Origin of the sequence: Plantibacter sp. CFBP 8775 (genome assembly GCF_014839505.1) — a bacterium.
Lineage (GTDB): Bacteria > Actinomycetota > Actinomycetes > Actinomycetales > Microbacteriaceae > Plantibacter > Plantibacter auratus.
In genome coordinates this window covers 444,778-460,662 of the sequence record NZ_JACYNV010000001.1, presented here as the reverse complement: position 1 = coordinate 460,662, position 15,885 = coordinate 444,778, and the positions used below count along the sequence as shown (strand labels likewise).

15 protein-coding genes are annotated in these 15,885 nt (G+C 69.3%); 7 read left to right on the top strand and 8 right to left on the bottom strand.

The annotated features are described in order from the left end of the window. Positions 1 to 129 precede the first annotated feature (129 nt). From IFR14_RS02115 to IFR14_RS02090, 6 genes are read right to left on the bottom strand one after another with little or no spacing between them, the layout of a single operon-like run. Entirely contained in the window at positions 130 to 1,002 is an 873-nt protein-coding gene (locus tag IFR14_RS02115) for a phosphogluconate dehydrogenase C-terminal domain-containing protein (protein ID WP_079704514.1), read from the bottom strand. Then, on the bottom strand, positions 999 to 1,796 hold the full coding sequence (locus tag IFR14_RS02110) for a sugar phosphate isomerase/epimerase family protein (RefSeq protein ID WP_191940060.1): 798 nt from the start codon (positions 1,794 to 1,796) through the stop codon (positions 999 to 1,001). Before IFR14_RS02110 ends, IFR14_RS02115 begins: the two co-directional genes overlap by 4 nt. Then, complete coding sequence (locus tag IFR14_RS02105; protein ID WP_191940059.1) at positions 1,793 to 2,575, bottom strand: triose-phosphate isomerase family protein; 783 nt, start codon at positions 2,573 to 2,575, stop codon at positions 1,793 to 1,795. The genes IFR14_RS02110 and IFR14_RS02105 overlap by 4 nt, the downstream gene beginning before the upstream one ends. Beyond that, positions 2,575 to 3,045 carry a ribose-5-phosphate isomerase gene (locus IFR14_RS02100; protein ID WP_064295405.1) on the bottom strand — a complete coding sequence of 157 codons (471 nt, stop codon included), beginning with the start codon at positions 3,043 to 3,045 and terminating at the stop codon, positions 2,575 to 2,577. Before IFR14_RS02100 ends, IFR14_RS02105 begins: the two co-directional genes overlap by 1 nt. After that, positions 3,042 to 4,826 (bottom strand): dihydroxyacetone kinase family protein, encoded by a 1,785-nt coding sequence (locus IFR14_RS02095; RefSeq protein ID WP_191940058.1) that lies wholly within the window; start codon positions 4,824 to 4,826, stop codon positions 3,042 to 3,044. The genes IFR14_RS02100 and IFR14_RS02095 overlap by 4 nt, the downstream gene beginning before the upstream one ends. Further along, entirely contained in the window at positions 4,823 to 6,202 is a 1,380-nt protein-coding gene (locus IFR14_RS02090; RefSeq protein ID WP_229940051.1) for an MFS transporter, read from the bottom strand. Before IFR14_RS02090 ends, IFR14_RS02095 begins: the two co-directional genes overlap by 4 nt. A gap of 164 nt (positions 6,203 to 6,366) precedes the next feature. On the opposite strand from IFR14_RS02090, the gene IFR14_RS02085 reads away from it, so the two are divergent. Further along, positions 6,367 to 7,104: a FadR/GntR family transcriptional regulator gene (locus IFR14_RS02085; protein ID WP_064295407.1), complete on the top strand. Its 738-nt coding sequence runs from the start codon at positions 6,367 to 6,369 to the stop codon at positions 7,102 to 7,104. Positions 7,105 to 7,275: 171 nt separating this feature from the next. Here the strand turns inward: IFR14_RS02085 and IFR14_RS02080 are convergent, their stop codons facing one another. Beyond that, a complete protein-coding gene (locus tag IFR14_RS02080) occupies positions 7,276 to 7,875 on the bottom strand; it encodes an NAD(P)H-dependent oxidoreductase (protein ID WP_191940057.1) in 600 nt (199 codons plus the stop codon). A gap of 39 nt (positions 7,876 to 7,914) precedes the next feature. Between IFR14_RS02080 and IFR14_RS02075 the strand changes: the two genes are divergently transcribed. After that, positions 7,915 to 8,328 carry a hypothetical protein gene (locus IFR14_RS02075; protein WP_191940056.1) on the top strand — a complete coding sequence of 138 codons (414 nt, stop codon included), beginning with the start codon at positions 7,915 to 7,917 and terminating at the stop codon, positions 8,326 to 8,328. A 36-nt stretch (positions 8,329 to 8,364) separates the two neighbouring features. Next, positions 8,365 to 9,495, top strand: a complete 1,131-nt coding sequence (locus IFR14_RS02070) for a VanZ family protein (RefSeq protein WP_191940055.1) — start codon at positions 8,365 to 8,367, stop codon at positions 9,493 to 9,495. Between the two features lie 96 nt (positions 9,496 to 9,591). On the opposite strand, the gene IFR14_RS02065 is transcribed toward IFR14_RS02070, so the two are convergent. Further along, complete coding sequence (locus IFR14_RS02065; RefSeq protein WP_240043986.1) at positions 9,592 to 10,152, bottom strand: TetR/AcrR family transcriptional regulator; 561 nt, start codon at positions 10,150 to 10,152, stop codon at positions 9,592 to 9,594. 247 nt (positions 10,153 to 10,399) lie between these two features. Here IFR14_RS02065 and IFR14_RS02060 point away from each other — a divergent pair, with 247 nt between their 5' ends. The 4 genes from IFR14_RS02060 to IFR14_RS02045 all read left to right on the top strand — a co-directional run bounded on the left by IFR14_RS02060 (position 10,400) and on the right by IFR14_RS02045 (position 15,728). Then, complete coding sequence (locus IFR14_RS02060) at positions 10,400 to 11,920, top strand: ABC transporter substrate-binding protein (RefSeq protein WP_085511321.1); 1,521 nt, start codon at positions 10,400 to 10,402, stop codon at positions 11,918 to 11,920. A 162-nt stretch (positions 11,921 to 12,082) separates the two neighbouring features. Further along, on the top strand, positions 12,083 to 13,024 hold the full coding sequence (locus tag IFR14_RS02055; RefSeq protein ID WP_079704501.1) for an ABC transporter permease: 942 nt from the start codon (positions 12,083 to 12,085) through the stop codon (positions 13,022 to 13,024). After that, on the top strand, positions 13,021 to 14,880 hold the full coding sequence (locus IFR14_RS02050; protein ID WP_124768000.1) for a dipeptide/oligopeptide/nickel ABC transporter permease/ATP-binding protein: 1,860 nt from the start codon (positions 13,021 to 13,023) through the stop codon (positions 14,878 to 14,880). The genes IFR14_RS02055 and IFR14_RS02050 overlap by 4 nt, the downstream gene beginning before the upstream one ends. Then, positions 14,877 to 15,728: an ATP-binding cassette domain-containing protein gene (locus IFR14_RS02045; protein ID WP_086472652.1), complete on the top strand. Its 852-nt coding sequence runs from the start codon at positions 14,877 to 14,879 to the stop codon at positions 15,726 to 15,728. Before IFR14_RS02050 ends, IFR14_RS02045 begins: the two co-directional genes overlap by 4 nt. Positions 15,729 to 15,885 lie beyond the last annotated feature (157 nt).

The following is a 15,885-nucleotide window of genomic DNA, read 5'->3' as shown; positions in this document are numbered from 1 at the left end:
CCGGCACAACCGGTTGACCGCATGTGACGTTCGCAATTCAGGACGGCCGCGGCGCGCTGACCCGGATCGGGGGTGGAGCGGGCCGACGCGCCGGGCACGTCCTGAACTGCGAACAGTTCGGGAAGTGGGTTACCGCTCGATCTTGTCGAGGTGGAGCATGGCGGCGAGGTTCTTGTCGAGCTCGTCGTCCTGGAAGACCTTCTTCCAATCGTCCTTGATGATCGCGCTGCGGCCGTAGTCCATGGCGATGAGGCACGCGTCGGAGAACGGGTTGTCGCCCTTGAGCGAGTTCGCGAGGGCGACCTGCGTGTGGCCGAGGAGGATCGCACGAGCGGCCGGCTCCGGCACGCCCATGGTGTTGACGGCCTCGTCGAGCGACTCCTTGAGGAGCGCACCGATCATGCAGGCGATCGTCTCCACGAGGGTCGGCTCGAGCTGCGCGAGCTGCTTGACCGTGACCCAGTGGACCTCGCCGACGGGCGCGAAGATCGCCCGGACGACGGCCTCGACCTGCGCCTGCTTCTCAGCGTCGTCGGACTCGATCGCCGCGATGGCGTCCTGGAGGGCGGCGATGCCACCGAAGGTGTCCGCGTACTCCTCGGGCGTGTGGCGCTCGACGAAGACGGAGGGGTGGCAGGGGTGCGTGACGGCCTGGATGACGTCGTCGCGACGCGTCAGCAGACCCGCGTACGCTGCGGCCGGGTCGAGCGTGAGGAGCACGGCGCCCGACTTCATGAGCGGGACCACGCCGGCGGACACGGCCTTCAGGGCGAGGTCCGGGACGGCGAGGATGACGACGTCGGCGTCGGTGACGGCCGCGTCGGTCTCGGTGAGCTCGCGACCGGCCTCGGTCACACGCTCCTGGCCGGCGGGCGAGACCTCGCTGTAGAAGACGGTGTGGCTGGTCTTCACGAGGTTGTTGGAGACGCGCATGCCCATCTTGCCGCCCGCGCCGATGACGGCGATGGTGAGCTGGTCCGCGACGGTGGTGGTGTCGGTCATGATCTTCCTTCTCTCAGGTACTGCAGGTTGTGTGCGGTCCACGTGCGCTCGAGCTCGATCGTCTCCGTGATGGAGTCGCCGAGCGGGAGCCAGTGTTCGATGATCTGGTTGACACCGCGCTCGTCCGGTCGGACGACGGCGGTGAGGGCGGGGTAGTCGAGCAGGCCGGTGCCGAGCGGGGCGCCCTCGAGGGTGAAGCCGACCCAGCCGCCCCGGCGGGTGAACGCGAAGTCCTTGACGTGGATGTTTCGGACGTACGGAGCGGTGCGCTCGATGACGTCACTCGGGTGCTCGAGCCGGGCCACGGTGTTGGCGGGGTCGAGGCAGATGCCGAGGTTCGCGTGGTCGACGGCGGTCACGAGGTCGACGAGCTCCTGCGACGACAGCTGCTCGTAGGTCTCGAGCGCGATCGTCACGCCGGCCGCTTCGAACGCCGGGAGCACCGCGCGGAGTCGATCGACGGCGTCCGCGTGGGACGGCCGGTCGTCGCCGGACGTGACCATGCTGCGGAGGAGCTTCGCGCCCAGCACGGTGGCGATGTGGAGGAAGCGTTCGAGGTGCGCGACCGCGATCCCCTTCGTCCCGAGTTCGAGGGTGACCCCGCGCTCGCGGGCGACCTCGGCGATCTGGCGCAGCTCATCGTCGGACATCGCCTCGATGCGGGCGTCGTCGCAGATCTGGAAGAGCTCGACGCCGGCGTCGGCCGTGCGCTCGATCATGCCGATGACGCTCAAGCGCTCGGGTGCGAGCTCGGAGCCCTCCCAGAAGAAGGTGTAGGTGCCGAAGCCGATCATGCGCGGGCCGCCTCGTCGAGCACGGCCTCGAGCGCCGCGACGTCGTGGGCGAAGCGTCCGAGGAACACGCCGTCGACGTCGTCACCGAGTGCGGTCAGCAGACCGGGACCCGCACTGCCGCCGTAGATCACGGAGCTGCCGACCCGGTCGGGCCGCTCGGCGATCGATTGCTTCAGGATCGCGCCGACGGCTCGCACGTACTCGGCAGACGCGGGTTCAGCCGCACCGATCGCCCACACGGGCTCGTAGGCGACGATGACCGGTCCCGCCACGGCATCCGCGAGCGCAGAGTCCAGCTGGCGCACGCACTCCGTCGCAGCCGCCTCGGGCGTCGTGCGCTCGACCTCGCCGATGCAGAGGACCGGCGAGAGGCCGTTGCGGAGGGCCGCGGCGGTCTTCTCGGCGACGACCTCGTCGGTCTCGCCGAAGAGCGAACGGCGCTCCGCGTGGCCGACCTCGACCACGGCGACGCCGACCTCGGCGAGCTCGGGGCCGCCGACCTCACCGGTGAACGCACCACGGTCCGCGCTCGCGAGGTCCTGTGCTCCGACCAGCACGCCCGTCCCGGCGAGGGCCGCCACCGAGGGCACGACCGCGAGGTAGCCGGGGATGACGAACAGTCGCACGCGACCATCGACCACGGCCTCGTGCCGACGGGCCACGGCGCCCACCTGCTCGATCCACTTGAGGGTCTGCGCGTGGCCGAAGTACATCTTCAGACTCACACCGACCACGCGGGGCGCGGCCGACGTGCTCGCGGTTGACGGGGAGGTGGTCATCAGCAGGAGCCCGTCGCCTCGTACTCACCGATGACGGCGACCTTCTCGGCGCTCGCGCTGGTCTCGTCGAAGCGGTAGGTGAGCCACTCGCGGACGAGGCGGCGGGCGAGCTCGATGCCGATGACGCGCTGGCCCATCGTCAGGACCTGCGCGTTGTTGCTGAGGACACCGCGCTCGACGGAGAAGCTGTCGTGTGCCGTGACGGCGCGGATACCGGCGACCTTGTTGGCGGCGATCGCGACGCCCAGACCGGTGCCGCAGAAGAGGAGCGCGCGGTCGGCCTGGCCGGACGCGACGAGCTCCGCGGCGGCGATCGCGACCCGCGGGTAGGCGGTGTGGCCATCGGCGTCCACGCCCACGTCGACGAGCGAGGCGACGCCGTCGTGCTGCTCGAGGTCGCGCTTGACGATCTCCTTGTAGTCGAACCCGGCGTCATCCGAGCCGATGACGATGCGCAGCTGATCGGTCATGCGTGTACTCCTTCGTTGGTGGTGGTGCTGGTGGAGCCGTCCGGTGCAGTGGTGCCGCCGGCGCGCTCGAGGACGGGGACGATCGCCGTGACGATCAGGCCGAACGAGTAGGCACCGGCGTCGACGGTACCGAGACTCTTCTCGGCGTGCGGTCGGGCGCGGCCCATCTTCGGCAGGAGGTCCGCGGTCTCAGCGGCAGCGGTGGAGGCAGCCGCAGCGGCGGTCGTCCAGGCGGTGACGAGGTCGGAACCGTCGGCGACGGCTGCACTCAGGGTGGTGGTGAACGGCACGAGCGCGTCGACCATCGTCTTCTGTCCGACCTCGGCCTTGCCGAACGACATGATGCCGTCGACCGCGGCCTGCACGCCGGTCGCGACGTCGGTGCGGCCTGGTGCGACCTCGTCGCCGAGGGCGGTTCCGACCGAGCGGAGCGCGAGGCCCCACAGGGCACCGGACGTGCCGCCAGCGCGGTCCGCCCAGGCGTCGCCGGCCAGGTGCAGGACGGTGTGGGCACCGGCCCCCGCATCGGCGGCGGCGTGTGCGGCGGTGACGGCGGCACGAGCACCGCGCTGCATGCCGATGCCGTGGTCGCCGTCACCCGCGACGGCGTCGATCCGTCCGAGCTCCTCGACGTTCGTGTCGATGACCTGGACGAGCGCGTCGAGGGCCTCGACCACGACCGCGGCGGCGGCCCGGGACGCGTCGGTGGACTCGGGGATCTCGGCTGCCGTCTCGGCGACGAGCTCGGAGGGGTCGAGCTGCTCGGCCGCTGCGACGACGCCTTTGCGGTAGGCGGGGGTGTCGGCACCGGCAGCCCAGAAGCCTTCGAGCTCGTCGTCCAACCAGAAGAGCGTGAGCGAGACGCCGGCCATGTCGAAGCTCGTGACGAGCTCGCCGACCTCGGGGTCGACGATCTCGACTCCTGCGGCCTCCAGCTGCGCGGCGACCGCACGGTAGACGACGAACAGTTCCTCGTACTTCACCGAGCCGAGGCCGTTGAGGATGACGCCGACGCGAGCGCCCGCGGCCTCGGAGACGCCCTCGGGCAGTTCCGCGAGCAGGGAGGAGACGAGCAGGGTGGCGAGTTCATCGGCCGTCGGCACGTCGGTCTCGTCGATACCGGGCTCGCCGTGGATGCCCATGCCGACCGCCATGCGACCCTCGGGCACGGTGAACAGCGGCTCGGTCGCGCCCGGCAGGGTGCAGCCGCTGAACGCGACGCCGAAGGACCGGGTGCGCTCGTTCGCGTGGGTGGCGACGCGGACGACCTCGTCGAGGTCGTAGCCCGCCTCGGCCGCTGCGGCGGCGGACTTGAAGACGGTGAGGTCGCCCGCGATGCCGCGACGCTTGTGCTTCTCGGCGAGGGGCGCGCTCGAGATGTCGTCGGTCACGGCGACGCTACGGGTGGGGATGCCCGCCGCGTTCAGCGCGTCCTGCGCCTGAGTGAAGTGGAGCACATCGCCCGCGTAGTTGCCGTAGCTGAGGAGGACGCCGGCCCCGCGCTGCGCGGCCTTCGCGACCGACTCGACCTGGTGGGCGGACGGCGACGCGAACAGGTTGCCCATCGCCGCGCCATGAGCGAGGCCCTGGCCGACGATGCCGCCGAACGCCGGGTAGTGGCCGGAGCCTCCGCCGATGACGAGCGCGACCGTGCCCTCGGGCGTCCGGGTGCTCCGGACGACGCCACCGGTCACGCGCCGGACCTGGTTGCGGTTCGCGGCGACGAAGCCGTCGATCATCTCGTCGGCGAAGTCCGCCGGATCGTTGAAGAGGCGCGTCATCGGGTCTTGCCCGTGAGGTCGTCGTGCGAGACGCGCAGCTCGCGAGAGCTCCGCTGCTTCGAGAGGATGACCATGAGCGTGGCGGAGATCATCATGAAGCCACCGACGATGAACATCGGGACGACGTACTGCGGGGTGTCGCCGACCTTGGTGAGGTCCGCGACGGCACCGGTGATGTACGGCGCCGAGAACCCGGCGAGGTTGCCGACCGTGTTGATGAGCGCGATGCCGGCAGCCGCTGCCGCACCGGTGAGGAACTGCGTGGGCAGCGTCCAGAAGTTCGGCAGCGCGGCGAAGATCGCCATGGCGGTGACCGCGATGATCGCGATGGTGAGGGCGGGCGAGTTGGCGAAGAGCGCGAGCGGGATGCTCACGGCGCCGACGATCGCGGGGATCACGATGTGCCAGGTCTTGAGACCACGACGCGTCGCGTCACGCGACCAGAAGTACAGGGCGATGGCGGCCGGCACGTAGGGGATCGCCGTGATGAGGCCCTTCTGCATGACGTTGAACTCGGTCCCGAACGTCTCCTGGAAGCCCTCGATGATCGTGGGGAGGAAGAAGCCGAGCGCGTAGAGGCCGTAGATGAAGCCGAAGTAGATGAACGCGAGCATCCAGACACGACCGCTCGTGAACGCGTGCTTGAGGCTGACGTGGCCCTGCTTCTGCTCGGTGGTGGCCTTCTCGTGCGCGAGCGCCGCCGTGAGCCAGACCTGCTCCTCGGTGGTCAGCCACTTGGCGTCCGCGGGGCGGTCCTTCAGGTAGAACCAGGCGATGACACCGATGAGGATGGCCGGGAGACCGACGCCGAGGAACATGAACCGCCAGCCCTCGAGGCCGAAGAACACGCCGTGCTGGCCGATGAGCCATCCGGCGAGGGGTGCGCCGATGACGGTGGTGAGCGGCTGCGCCAGGTAGAAGAGGGCGAGGATCTTGCTGCGGTGCTTGGCCGGGACCCAGAGGCTCAGGAAGAGGATCGCTCCGGGGAAGAAGCCGGCTTCGGCGACACCGAGCACGAAGCGGAGGATCGCGAGCTGCTCGAAGTTGGCGACCCAGGTGAACAGGACCGCGACGATGCCCCAGGTGACCATGATGCGGGCGAGCCAGCGGCGGGCACCGAACTTGTTGAGCGCGAGGTTGCTGGGCACCTCGAGCAGGATGTAGCCGATGAAGAACACGCCGGACGCGAAGCCGAACTGGGCGGCGGAGAGCGCGAGGTCCTCGTTCATGCCGTTGGGGGCGGCGAAGCCGATCGCGGTGCGGTCCAGGTAGTTGATGAAGAACATCAGCGCCACGAACGGCACGAGACGGATCGAGACCTTCCGGATGGCTGATCGCTCGACAGCCGGGTTGGCCGCGGGGGCGGTGGTGTCCACTATGACTCCTCGGGTGGGCGGCATCGATGCCGCGGGCAGGGCGTGGTCCGGGCCGGACCGGAATGAACGATACATCAACCGGTTGACCAATTCAAGCATCGCTGGTCCCCCGAGCACCCCTCCCGGTCCCTGAGCTTGTCGAAGGGCCGCGATACAGTGAACCCATGCCTGCGTTCCCGGATCGGCCGACCGACGACATCTCGTCCAGCCTCGGTCCCGTCGCCGTGGGATCCGCCGTCTCCGCCGTCGCGAAGCGCTTGCTCGACCACTTCACGAGCGGTGAGATCGCCCCGGGGACCCGCCTCCCACCGGAACGTCAGCTCGCCGCGTCCCTCGGCATCGGGCGCTCAGCCGTCCGCGAGGCCCTCGCGGCGCTCGAGATCCTCGGCGTCGTCGACGTCCGCCCGGGCAGCGGCACCTACCTCCGCGGCAGTGTCTCCGAGCTCCTCCCCGAGACACTCAGCTGGGGCCTCATGCTCGGCGAACCACGGACCCGCGAACTCATCGAGGTGCGCGGGCAGCTCGAGGTCTTCGCCGCCGGCCTCGCCGCGACGCGCATGGACGACATGGCACGCAACCGGCTCCGCAACCACCTCACCGCGATGAGCGAGGCGGGTGCCAACCGCACCAAGTTCATCGAAGCCGACCTCAAGTTCCACTTGGAGCTCGCCTCGGCCACCGGGAACCGCGTGCTGTCCGACCTCCTGCAGAGCATCCGCTCGCTGCTCCGCATCTGGGTGGAGCGCGGCATCCACGAGGACGTCGACGCACAGCGCGCCTTCGAGGAGCACGAGGCCGTCTACGAGGCGATCATGTCGGGCGACCCCGCCGCGGCCACGGCCGCGATGCAGCACCACATGGACACCGCGACCGAGCGCCTGAACCGCACCCTCACGGCGTAGCACTTCGACAGGCTCAGTGACCGGAGGGGGCGGCTCAGTGACCGAGTGCCGGCCCCTGAGCCTGTCGAAGGGCACCCGACCCGGTCCCTGAGCTTGTCGAAGGGCGCTCGTCCCGGTCCCTGAGCTCGCCGAAGGGCGGTCGTCCCGGTCCCTGAGCTTGTCGAAGGGCGCTCAGGCGCGGATCGCCTCGACGACCGCGGCCACCGCCGCCTCGACCGCACGCGTCCGGGCGGCGGCGTCCTCGCCCTCCGAGTCGTGAACGAAGGTCGTCACGCCGCGGCGAGCGCCGCAGAAGTCGACGATGCCGTGTTCGAGCTGCGTCCGCATCGCCTGCTCGTAGCCGTGGCGGTCGTACACCCCGGCGTCGTCACCAGCGATCGGCACGAGGTGCACGCGCAGGCGGTCGAGCTTCCGGACGATCCCGCCGTCCGCGTCGAGGCCGAACGCCCAGCCGTTGACGAACACGCGGTCGAACCAACCCTTGAGGAGTGCGGGCGCCGACCACCAGTACACCGGGAAGACGAGCACGAGGTCGGTGGCCCGGTCGAGCCGCTCCTGCTCGGCGGCCACGTCCGGGGTGAAGTCACCGCCGACGCGGTAGGTGTGACGGTCGGCGAGCGTGTACCGCGGGTCGAAGCCCTCCGCAGCGAGGTCCGCGCCTTCGACGCTGGTCGAGCCGGCGGTCGATCGCAGCTCCTGCGCGAGCCGCTGGGCGAGGTGATGGGTGAGGGAGTCGGGGTCGGGATGGGTGGTCACGATGAGCGTCGGCACACTCCATCATCGCGGGTATCCACGTTCTACACTCGTCCCATGGGGAGGATCCGAGAGCGCTGGCGACCATCCGGGATCATCACCATCGCCGTGATCTCACTGCTCGGCCTCGGGGTGATCGCCGTCGCCGTCATCGCCATGATCACGGAACTCTGGGGGCAGCCGCTGTTCGACACGACCGGTGTCGCTCGCCCCAAACCGGTGTGGATGGCATGGATCGGCGCCGTCGTCGCCATCCTCGGAGGGGCCTCACTCTTCCTCACCGGCACCGGCTACCTCATCCGGGTCGCACGAGGGCTCGTACCGCGAGTACCTCCGACCCGCGAGGACAGGGACGTCCGGAGGCTCCGTCGCAAACGGGAGTATGACGCGCGCAAGCATGCTCGACGCACGGCACGTGACCGGGTCGCGCAGGCCCCTCCGCAGGATGACCGGGGTCCGTCCGCCGACTGATGCCGACGGCGCGGCGAGCGCCCTACAGTTGTCGGAATGAGCGGATGGACATGGCAGGCGTGGGTCGGACTCGTCGGCGGCACGCTGATCTTCTTCGCCGTCCTCGGCCCGATCCTGCTCGTGCAGCTCCGTCGCTACGGCCAGATGTCGCTCCCCCGGGTGATCGGCGCTGCGGCGGTCAGTGTCTACGCGGTGGCCCTCGTGGCGTACACGCTGCTGCCGCTGCCGGACGAGCGCGCGAACTGCAGCACGGCCCACGGAGCACTCGAGCTGATCCCGGGGCACTCGATCGGGGACATCGCACGGGAGACCGCCGGGCTCTCCGTCCTGAGCACCCTGACGAGCCACGCGTTCCTCCAGGTCGTCCTGAACGTGATCCTGTTCATCCCGTTCGGCGCCATCGCGCGGCGGTACTGGAACCGCGGGCTCGGTGTCTCCATCCTGCTCGGGGCGCTCGTCTCCCTCCTGATCGAGTCGACGCAGTACACGGGCATCTGGGGCTTGTACGAATGCGCCTACCGGGTGGCCGACGTTGACGACGTGATCACGAACACGGCCGGTGCCGCGATCGGAGCACTCATCGCTCCGATCGTCCTCGGGTGGATGCCGAGCGCGCGAGCCCTTCGTGCCACTCGCGACCGGGCGCGACCCATCACCGTCTGGCGACGCTGGTTCGGCATGGTGCTCGACGCGTTCGCCGTGAACCTCTCGATCACGGTGCTGTCGCTCGTGTTCGTCGTCCCACGCGTCCTGCTCACGGGCGCGACCGGGACCGCCAACGACCCGACGCTGCCCGAGGTCCTCAGCATCGGTGCGGGCACGGTCGTCCTCGTGATCGTGCTGCCGGCGCTCATCGGGAGCGGTGCGTCGCTCGGGCAACGCCTCGTCTGGCTCGCTCCGCAGTGGCCGGACGGACGCGGATCGGCGGCGCGGCGCCTCTACCGCGGGTCCGTCGTGGCCCTGCCGTACATCGCCACGACGACCGCCGCGCAGATACCCGACGCCACGAGCGGCCTCACGCAGACGATCGTCGGGATCATCGGGATCCTCAGCTTCATCATCGTCACCACGGCCGTCGTCTCCGTATCGTTCACCCGGCACCGCCGCGGCGTCTCCTACGCCTCCGTCGGCGCGGACCTGCGCGACGCCCGCACGACCACGCCGTAGCGCGACAGCAGGAGATCAGCGCCGGAGCAGGACGCACTCACCCAGAGGCTCCCGCCACCGCGCGGATCTCCTGCTACCGCGCCGGCCGCTCGGCCGCTACAGCTCTGCGCCGAGGAGCCCCGACAGGAAGGCGTGGAGCTCGTCCGCCATGTCGACCGACTCCGGCGCGAGCAGCCACTGCACCTGCAGGCCGTCCATGAGCGCGAGGGTCATGAAGGCCGCGCTGGTGGTGGGGAAGTCAGCCCGCACCCGTCCTGCGGAGACGAGCAGCCCGAAGGTGCGCTCGAGCCGCCCGCGCGTGCCCTCGTAGCGCTCAACGAAGTAGTCGTGCGCCGGGTGGTCGGGCGAGGTCGCCTCCGCCGAGAGCGTGCAGTAGAGCGCGACCACGCCGGGCACGGAAGCGTTGTACCGGGCGAGCGCGACCAGCCCCCGGAGCGTCTCGATCGGGTCGTCGCCGTCCATCGGCACGAGCGTCGCCGAGAGGTCGTCGCGGTGCGAGAGCACGGCGGCGAGCAGCGCGCTCTTGTTCGGGAAGTGGTGCAGGAGCCCGGCCTCGCTCATCCCCACCTGCGCGGCCACCTCCCGCAGTGAACCCGCGCGATATCCCCCGTTGGCGAAGACGGCGAGCGCGGCGTCGAGGATCGCGACGCGCTTCATACCGGTTTTCGCATATGCGCCGCGGGGCTTCCCCTGCGGCTTGTTCCCGGTCTTGACCGATGTCATCGGACGACCTCCCCCTTCGGACGGCTTCACGATAGCGCGTTCCCCGTCGAACGCCGCGGCCTGGTCGTGATCCAACTGTGACATGGCCGAAAACAAAAAGCTAGTGACCACTCGGGTTTCATGCTAGCGTCCTCAATCACCAGCGATCCGATGAGGGATTGCTCACAGCGAATGGACAAAGATGTTCCGATGGAAGACGACCGCAGCCGTCGCGGTCACCGCTGCTGCACTCGTGCTCACCGGATGCTCCGGTAGCACCTCCGGCTCTGACAGCGGCTCCGGTGGCACCCTGATCCTGGGTGCGATCACTCCCCCCACCACGTTCGACCCGGCCGGCTCCGAGTGGGGCAACCGCTCGCCCTTCTACCAGGCCGTCTTCGACACCCTGCTCGTCGCCACCGCCGACGGTGAGATCGTCCCGTCGCTCGCGACCTCCTACGAGTACAACGACGACAACACCGTCCTGACGCTCAAGATCCGCGACGACGTCACCTTCACCGACAAGTCGAAGCTCACCGCCGACGTCGTCAAGCAGAACCTCGAGCGCTTCAAGACCGGCACCTCCCCCGACGCCGGCTACTTCGCGGGCGTCGCCTCCGTCGAGGCACCCGACGACACCACCGTCGTCATCACCCTGAGCGCACCCGACCCGGCCATGCTCAACTACCTCACCCGCGACCCCGGCCTGATCGCCAGCGCCGAGTCGTTCGACAGCCCCGACCTCGCCACCAACCCGGTCGGCTCCGGGCCGTACGTGCTCGACACGGCCGCGACCGTCACCGGCACGAGCTACAGCTACACCGCGAACCCCGACTACTGGAACAAGGACTGGCAGCACTACGACAAGCTGACCATCAACGTCCTGCAGGACGCGACCGCCGGCCTCAACGCCGTCAAGTCGGGCGAGGTCAACGGCATCAAGCTCGCCAACAACGACAACCTCGCCGAGGTCGAGGGCGCCGGCTGGACCGTCAACGCCAACGAGCTCGACTTCCAGGGCATGCTGCTCCTCGACCGCGCCGGCACGATGAACCCGGCGATCGCCGACGTCCGCGTCCGCCAGGCCATCAACTACGCGTTCGACCGCCCGGCCCTGCTCAAGGCACTGCAGAACGACAACGGCACGGTCACGGGTCAGGTCTTCCCGGAGAACTCCCCCGCCTACGACAAGTCGCTCGACGACCGTTACGGCTACGACCCCGAGAAGGCCAAGGAGCTGCTCGCCGAGGCGGGCTACGCCGACGGTCTGACGCTCTCGATGCCGTCCTCCACGGTGCTCGGCGCCACTACCTACACGCTGATCTCGCAGCAGCTGGCCGACGTCGGGATCACCGCCGAGTACACGGACCCGGGCAACAACTTCATCGCCGACCTCCTGGCCCCGAAGTTCCCCGTCTCCTTCATGGCGCTGGAGCAGAACCCGGACTGGCAGCTCATCCAGTTCATGATCGCCCCGAACGCCGTCTTCAACCCCTTCAAGTACGACGACCCGAAGGTCGACGAGTACATCAAACAGATCCAGTACGGCGATGAGGCGACGCAGGGCAAGGTCGCCAAGGAACTCAACGCCTACATCGTCGAGCAGGCCTGGTTCGCCCCCTTCTACCGGGTGCAGGGCAGCTTCGCAACGGACGCCAACACGACCGTCAAGATGATCCCGACGAACGCGTACCCGTCCATCTACGACATCCAGCCGAAGTAGTCCGCTGATCCCGGAGCCTGTCGAGGGGTTCGCCCGTCGACAGGCTCAGGGACCGGGACCGACTGTTCGCACGTGTCGTATCGATTCCGGCCCGCCCGAGTGCCCAGCGCTCGGACGGGCCGGCCCCAACACCCCTCACTCACCCACTTCCTGGAGTGACCCATGCTCGGATTCATCCTCAGACGCCTGGTGTCCGGCGTCGTCCTCATCTTCGTGATCTCCGTGATCGCGTACTCCCTCCTCTACCTCGGCGGCGGCGACATCGCCCGCCGGATCCTCGGCCAGAGCGCCACCACCGAGACCGTCGCGAAGAAGGCCGCCGAACTCGGCCTCGACCGCCCGCTGCCGGTGCAGTACTTCGACTGGATCACCTCCGCCTTCCAGGGCGACCTCGGCCGCTCGTGGTTCACCGGCCAGCTCGTCTCCTCCGGCGTCACCGGCCGCCTCGCCGTCACCCTCTCGATCGTGCTCGGCGCGACCATCATCGCCGCGATCGTGTCCGTCATCCTCGGTGTCCTCGCCGCCCGTCGCGGTGGATGGATCGACAACGTCGTCCAGTTCATCTCCGTCATCGGCTTCGCCATCCCCAGCTTCCTCATCGCGCTCGTGCTCGTCATCACCTTCGCGATCAACCTGCGCCTGTTCAAAGCCACCGGGTACATCCCGATCACCACGTCCTTCTCCGGCTGGGTCGCCTCGGTGACATTGCCGATCATCGCCCTCGCGATCGGCGCCATCGCGACGGTCTCGCAGCAGGTGCGCGGTTCCGTCGTCGACGCGATGTCGAAGGACTACGTCCGGACGCTCCGCAGTCGCGGGCTCGGCACGGGCCGCGTCATCTACAAGCATGTGCTGCGGAACGCCGGCGGCCCCGCCCTCGCCGTCCTCGCCGTGCAGTTCATCGGCCTCCTCGGCGGCGCCGTCATCATCGAGCAGATCTTCGCCCTCCCGGGCATCGGTCAGCTCGCCGTGCAGGCCACGACCCAGGGCGACATCCCCATCGTCATGGGGGTCGTCATCGCGACGGCCATCATCGTCGTCGTCGTCAACCTGCTCATCGACCTCGCGCAGGCTGCGCTCAACCCGAAGGTGCGACTGTCATGACCGCCATCGAAACCCCGCTCACCGTCCCGACGCCGCAGGTCCGCGTCAACCTCCTACGTCGGCTCCTCAAGCGCCCGATCGGCGCCGCGTCGCTCGTGTTCCTCGCGCTCATCGGGGTCGTCGCGATCTTCGGACCGCTCATCGCCCCGCAGGACCCGAACCTCGCGTCCCTGCAGCAGGTCCTGGCGCCTCCGAGCGCCGACCACCTCCTCGGAGCGGACAGCGCCGGGCGCGACGTGTTCTCCCGCCTGCTCGCCGCCACCCAGATCAGCGTCGCCGCGGCGCTCCTCGCCCTCGTCGTCGCCATCGTCATCGGGGTCGTCGCCGGGCTGATCGCCGGGTACTACCAGGGCTGGTTCGACTCCGTGTCGTCCTGGTTCACGGGCCTCATCATGGCGCTGCCCGGGATCGTCGTCCTGCTCGCCGCCCGCGCCGTCCTCGGCCCGTCGGTCTGGATCTCGATGGCGATCTTCGGCATCCTGCTCTCGCCCTCCTACTTCCGCCTCGTCTATGCGGCGGTCACGGCCGTCCGCTCGGAGCTCTACGTGGACGCCGCCCGGGTCTCGGGCCTCAGCGACCCGCGCATCATCGGCAAGCACATCCTCTCCGTCGTCCGCGCACCGATCATCATCCAGTCGGCGATCATCGCGGGCATCGCCATCGCGATCCAGTCCGGCCTCGAGTTCCTCGGTCTCGGCGACCTGTCGGTGCCGACCTGGGGGTCGATGCTCAACGACGGCTTCACGAACATCTACAAGGCACCGATCCTCATGGTCTGGCCGTCGCTCGCGATCGCGCTCACCTGCATCGCGCTCACCCTGCTCGCCAACGCGATGCGCGACGAGCTCGAGCGCACCGTGTCCGTCCGTCGGCGCCGTCGCAAGATCGTGACGACGTCGAAGACGGGCTCCAACACGATCGTCACGCAGTCGATCAGCACCTCCGGGATCAGCGAGGACGAGATCGTCGGCGTCCCACCCATCCGCCACGACGACGACGCCCGCGCCTCCGCTCGCGCCGAGGAGCTCGTCCTCAGCGTCCGCGACCTCCGCGTCGGCTACGACCAGGAGGGCGGCCGGGTCACCGAGGTCGTCCACGGCGTCGACCTCGACATCCGCAAGGGCGAGGTCCACGGCCTCATCGGTGAATCCGGCTCGGGCAAGACCCAGACGGCGTGGGGCGTCCTCGGACTCCTGCCCCGCGGCGGCCGGGTCACCGACGGCACGATCCGCTACGAGGGCACCCGACTCGACACCCTCGGGGAGCGCGAGTACACGGCCATCCGCGGCAAGCGCATCGGCTACATCCCGCAGGAGCCGATGTCGAACCTCGACCCGGCGTTCACGATCGGCAGCCAGCTCGTCGAACCCCTGCGCGTCACCCTCGGCCTGAGCAAGAAGGAGGCGACGGACAAGGCACTCGCCCTGCTCGAGCGGGTCGGCATCCCGAACCCCAAGCGCACCTTCGCCGCGTTCCCGCACGAGGTCTCGGGCGGTATGGCGCAGCGTGTGCTCATCGCCGGCGCCGTCTCCACGGACCCGGACATCATCATCGCCGACGAGCCCACCACCGCCCTCGATGTGACCGTGCAGGCGGAGGTCCTCGACCTGCTGCGCGACCTCCAGGCGGAGCGCCACATGGCGATGCTCCTCGTGACGCACAACTTCGGTGTGGTCGCCGACCTCTGCGACCGGGTCTCGGTCATGCAGAACGGCCTCATCGTGGAGACCGGGCCGGTGCGCTCGATCTTCAACCACGCACAGCACCCGTACACGCAGTCGCTGCTCGGCGCGATCCTCGACGAGGGTCCCGCCCGACCGGCACTCGCGACGAACCTGACAGGAGAGACCCGATGACGTCGTCACTGCTCGAGGTGAAGGACCTCGAAGTCGAGTACCCGGGCAAGGGGTTCCGTGCCCAGTCGTTCAAGGCGCTGAAGGGCGTGTCGATCGACATCAAGCCCGGTGAGACCGTCGGCCTCGTCGGCGAGTCCGGCTCCGGCAAGACCACACTCGGTCGCGCCGTGCTGGGCCTCGCCCCGGTCACCGGCGGCAGCATCCGCTACCGCGACCAGGAGATCGGGCACCTGAAGCGCAAGGAGCGCCGGGCGCTGAGCTCGGAGATCCAGGTCGTGTTCCAGGACCCGTACTCCTCGCTCAACCCCTCGCTCACGATCGAGCAGATCCTCACCGAGCCGCTCACCGTCCGCGGCGTCTCCGGCGCCGACGCCCGCAAGCGCGTCGGATCCCTGCTCGACCAGGTGCAGCTGCCGACCGGCGCGGCCTCACGGCTCCCCCGGGAGTTCTCGGGCGGCCAGCGGCAGCGCATCGCGATCGCCCGGGCGCTCGCCCTCGATCCGAAGCTCATCGTGTGCGACGAGCCCGTGTCGGCCCTCGACCTGTCGACGCAGGCGCGGGTCCTCGACCTCTTCATCGACATCCAGGAACAGACGGGCGTCGCCTACCTGTTCATCTCGCACGACCTCGCGGTCGTCCGGCACATCAGCCACCGCGTGGCGGTCATGTACCACGGCGAGATCGTCGAGTCCGGTGACGGCGACCAGGTGACGGCGCACCCGGCCCACCCCTACACGCAGCGCCTGTTCATGGCGGCACCGATTCCCGACCCGGACCGCCAGGAGGACCGCCGGGTGGAGCGACGCCGCCTCATCGACGAGCAGCGTGCGGCGGATTCCGCCGCCTGACCGTCGCTTCGACCGCCCGGTCGGCCGGGGCCAGGAACCTGGCCGGCCGGGCGCACCACCCACACCATCCGGTCCCTGAGACCCACATCCGGTCCCTGAGACCCCCATCCGGTCCCTGAGCTTGTCGAAGGGCCCACATCCGGTCCCTGAGACCCAC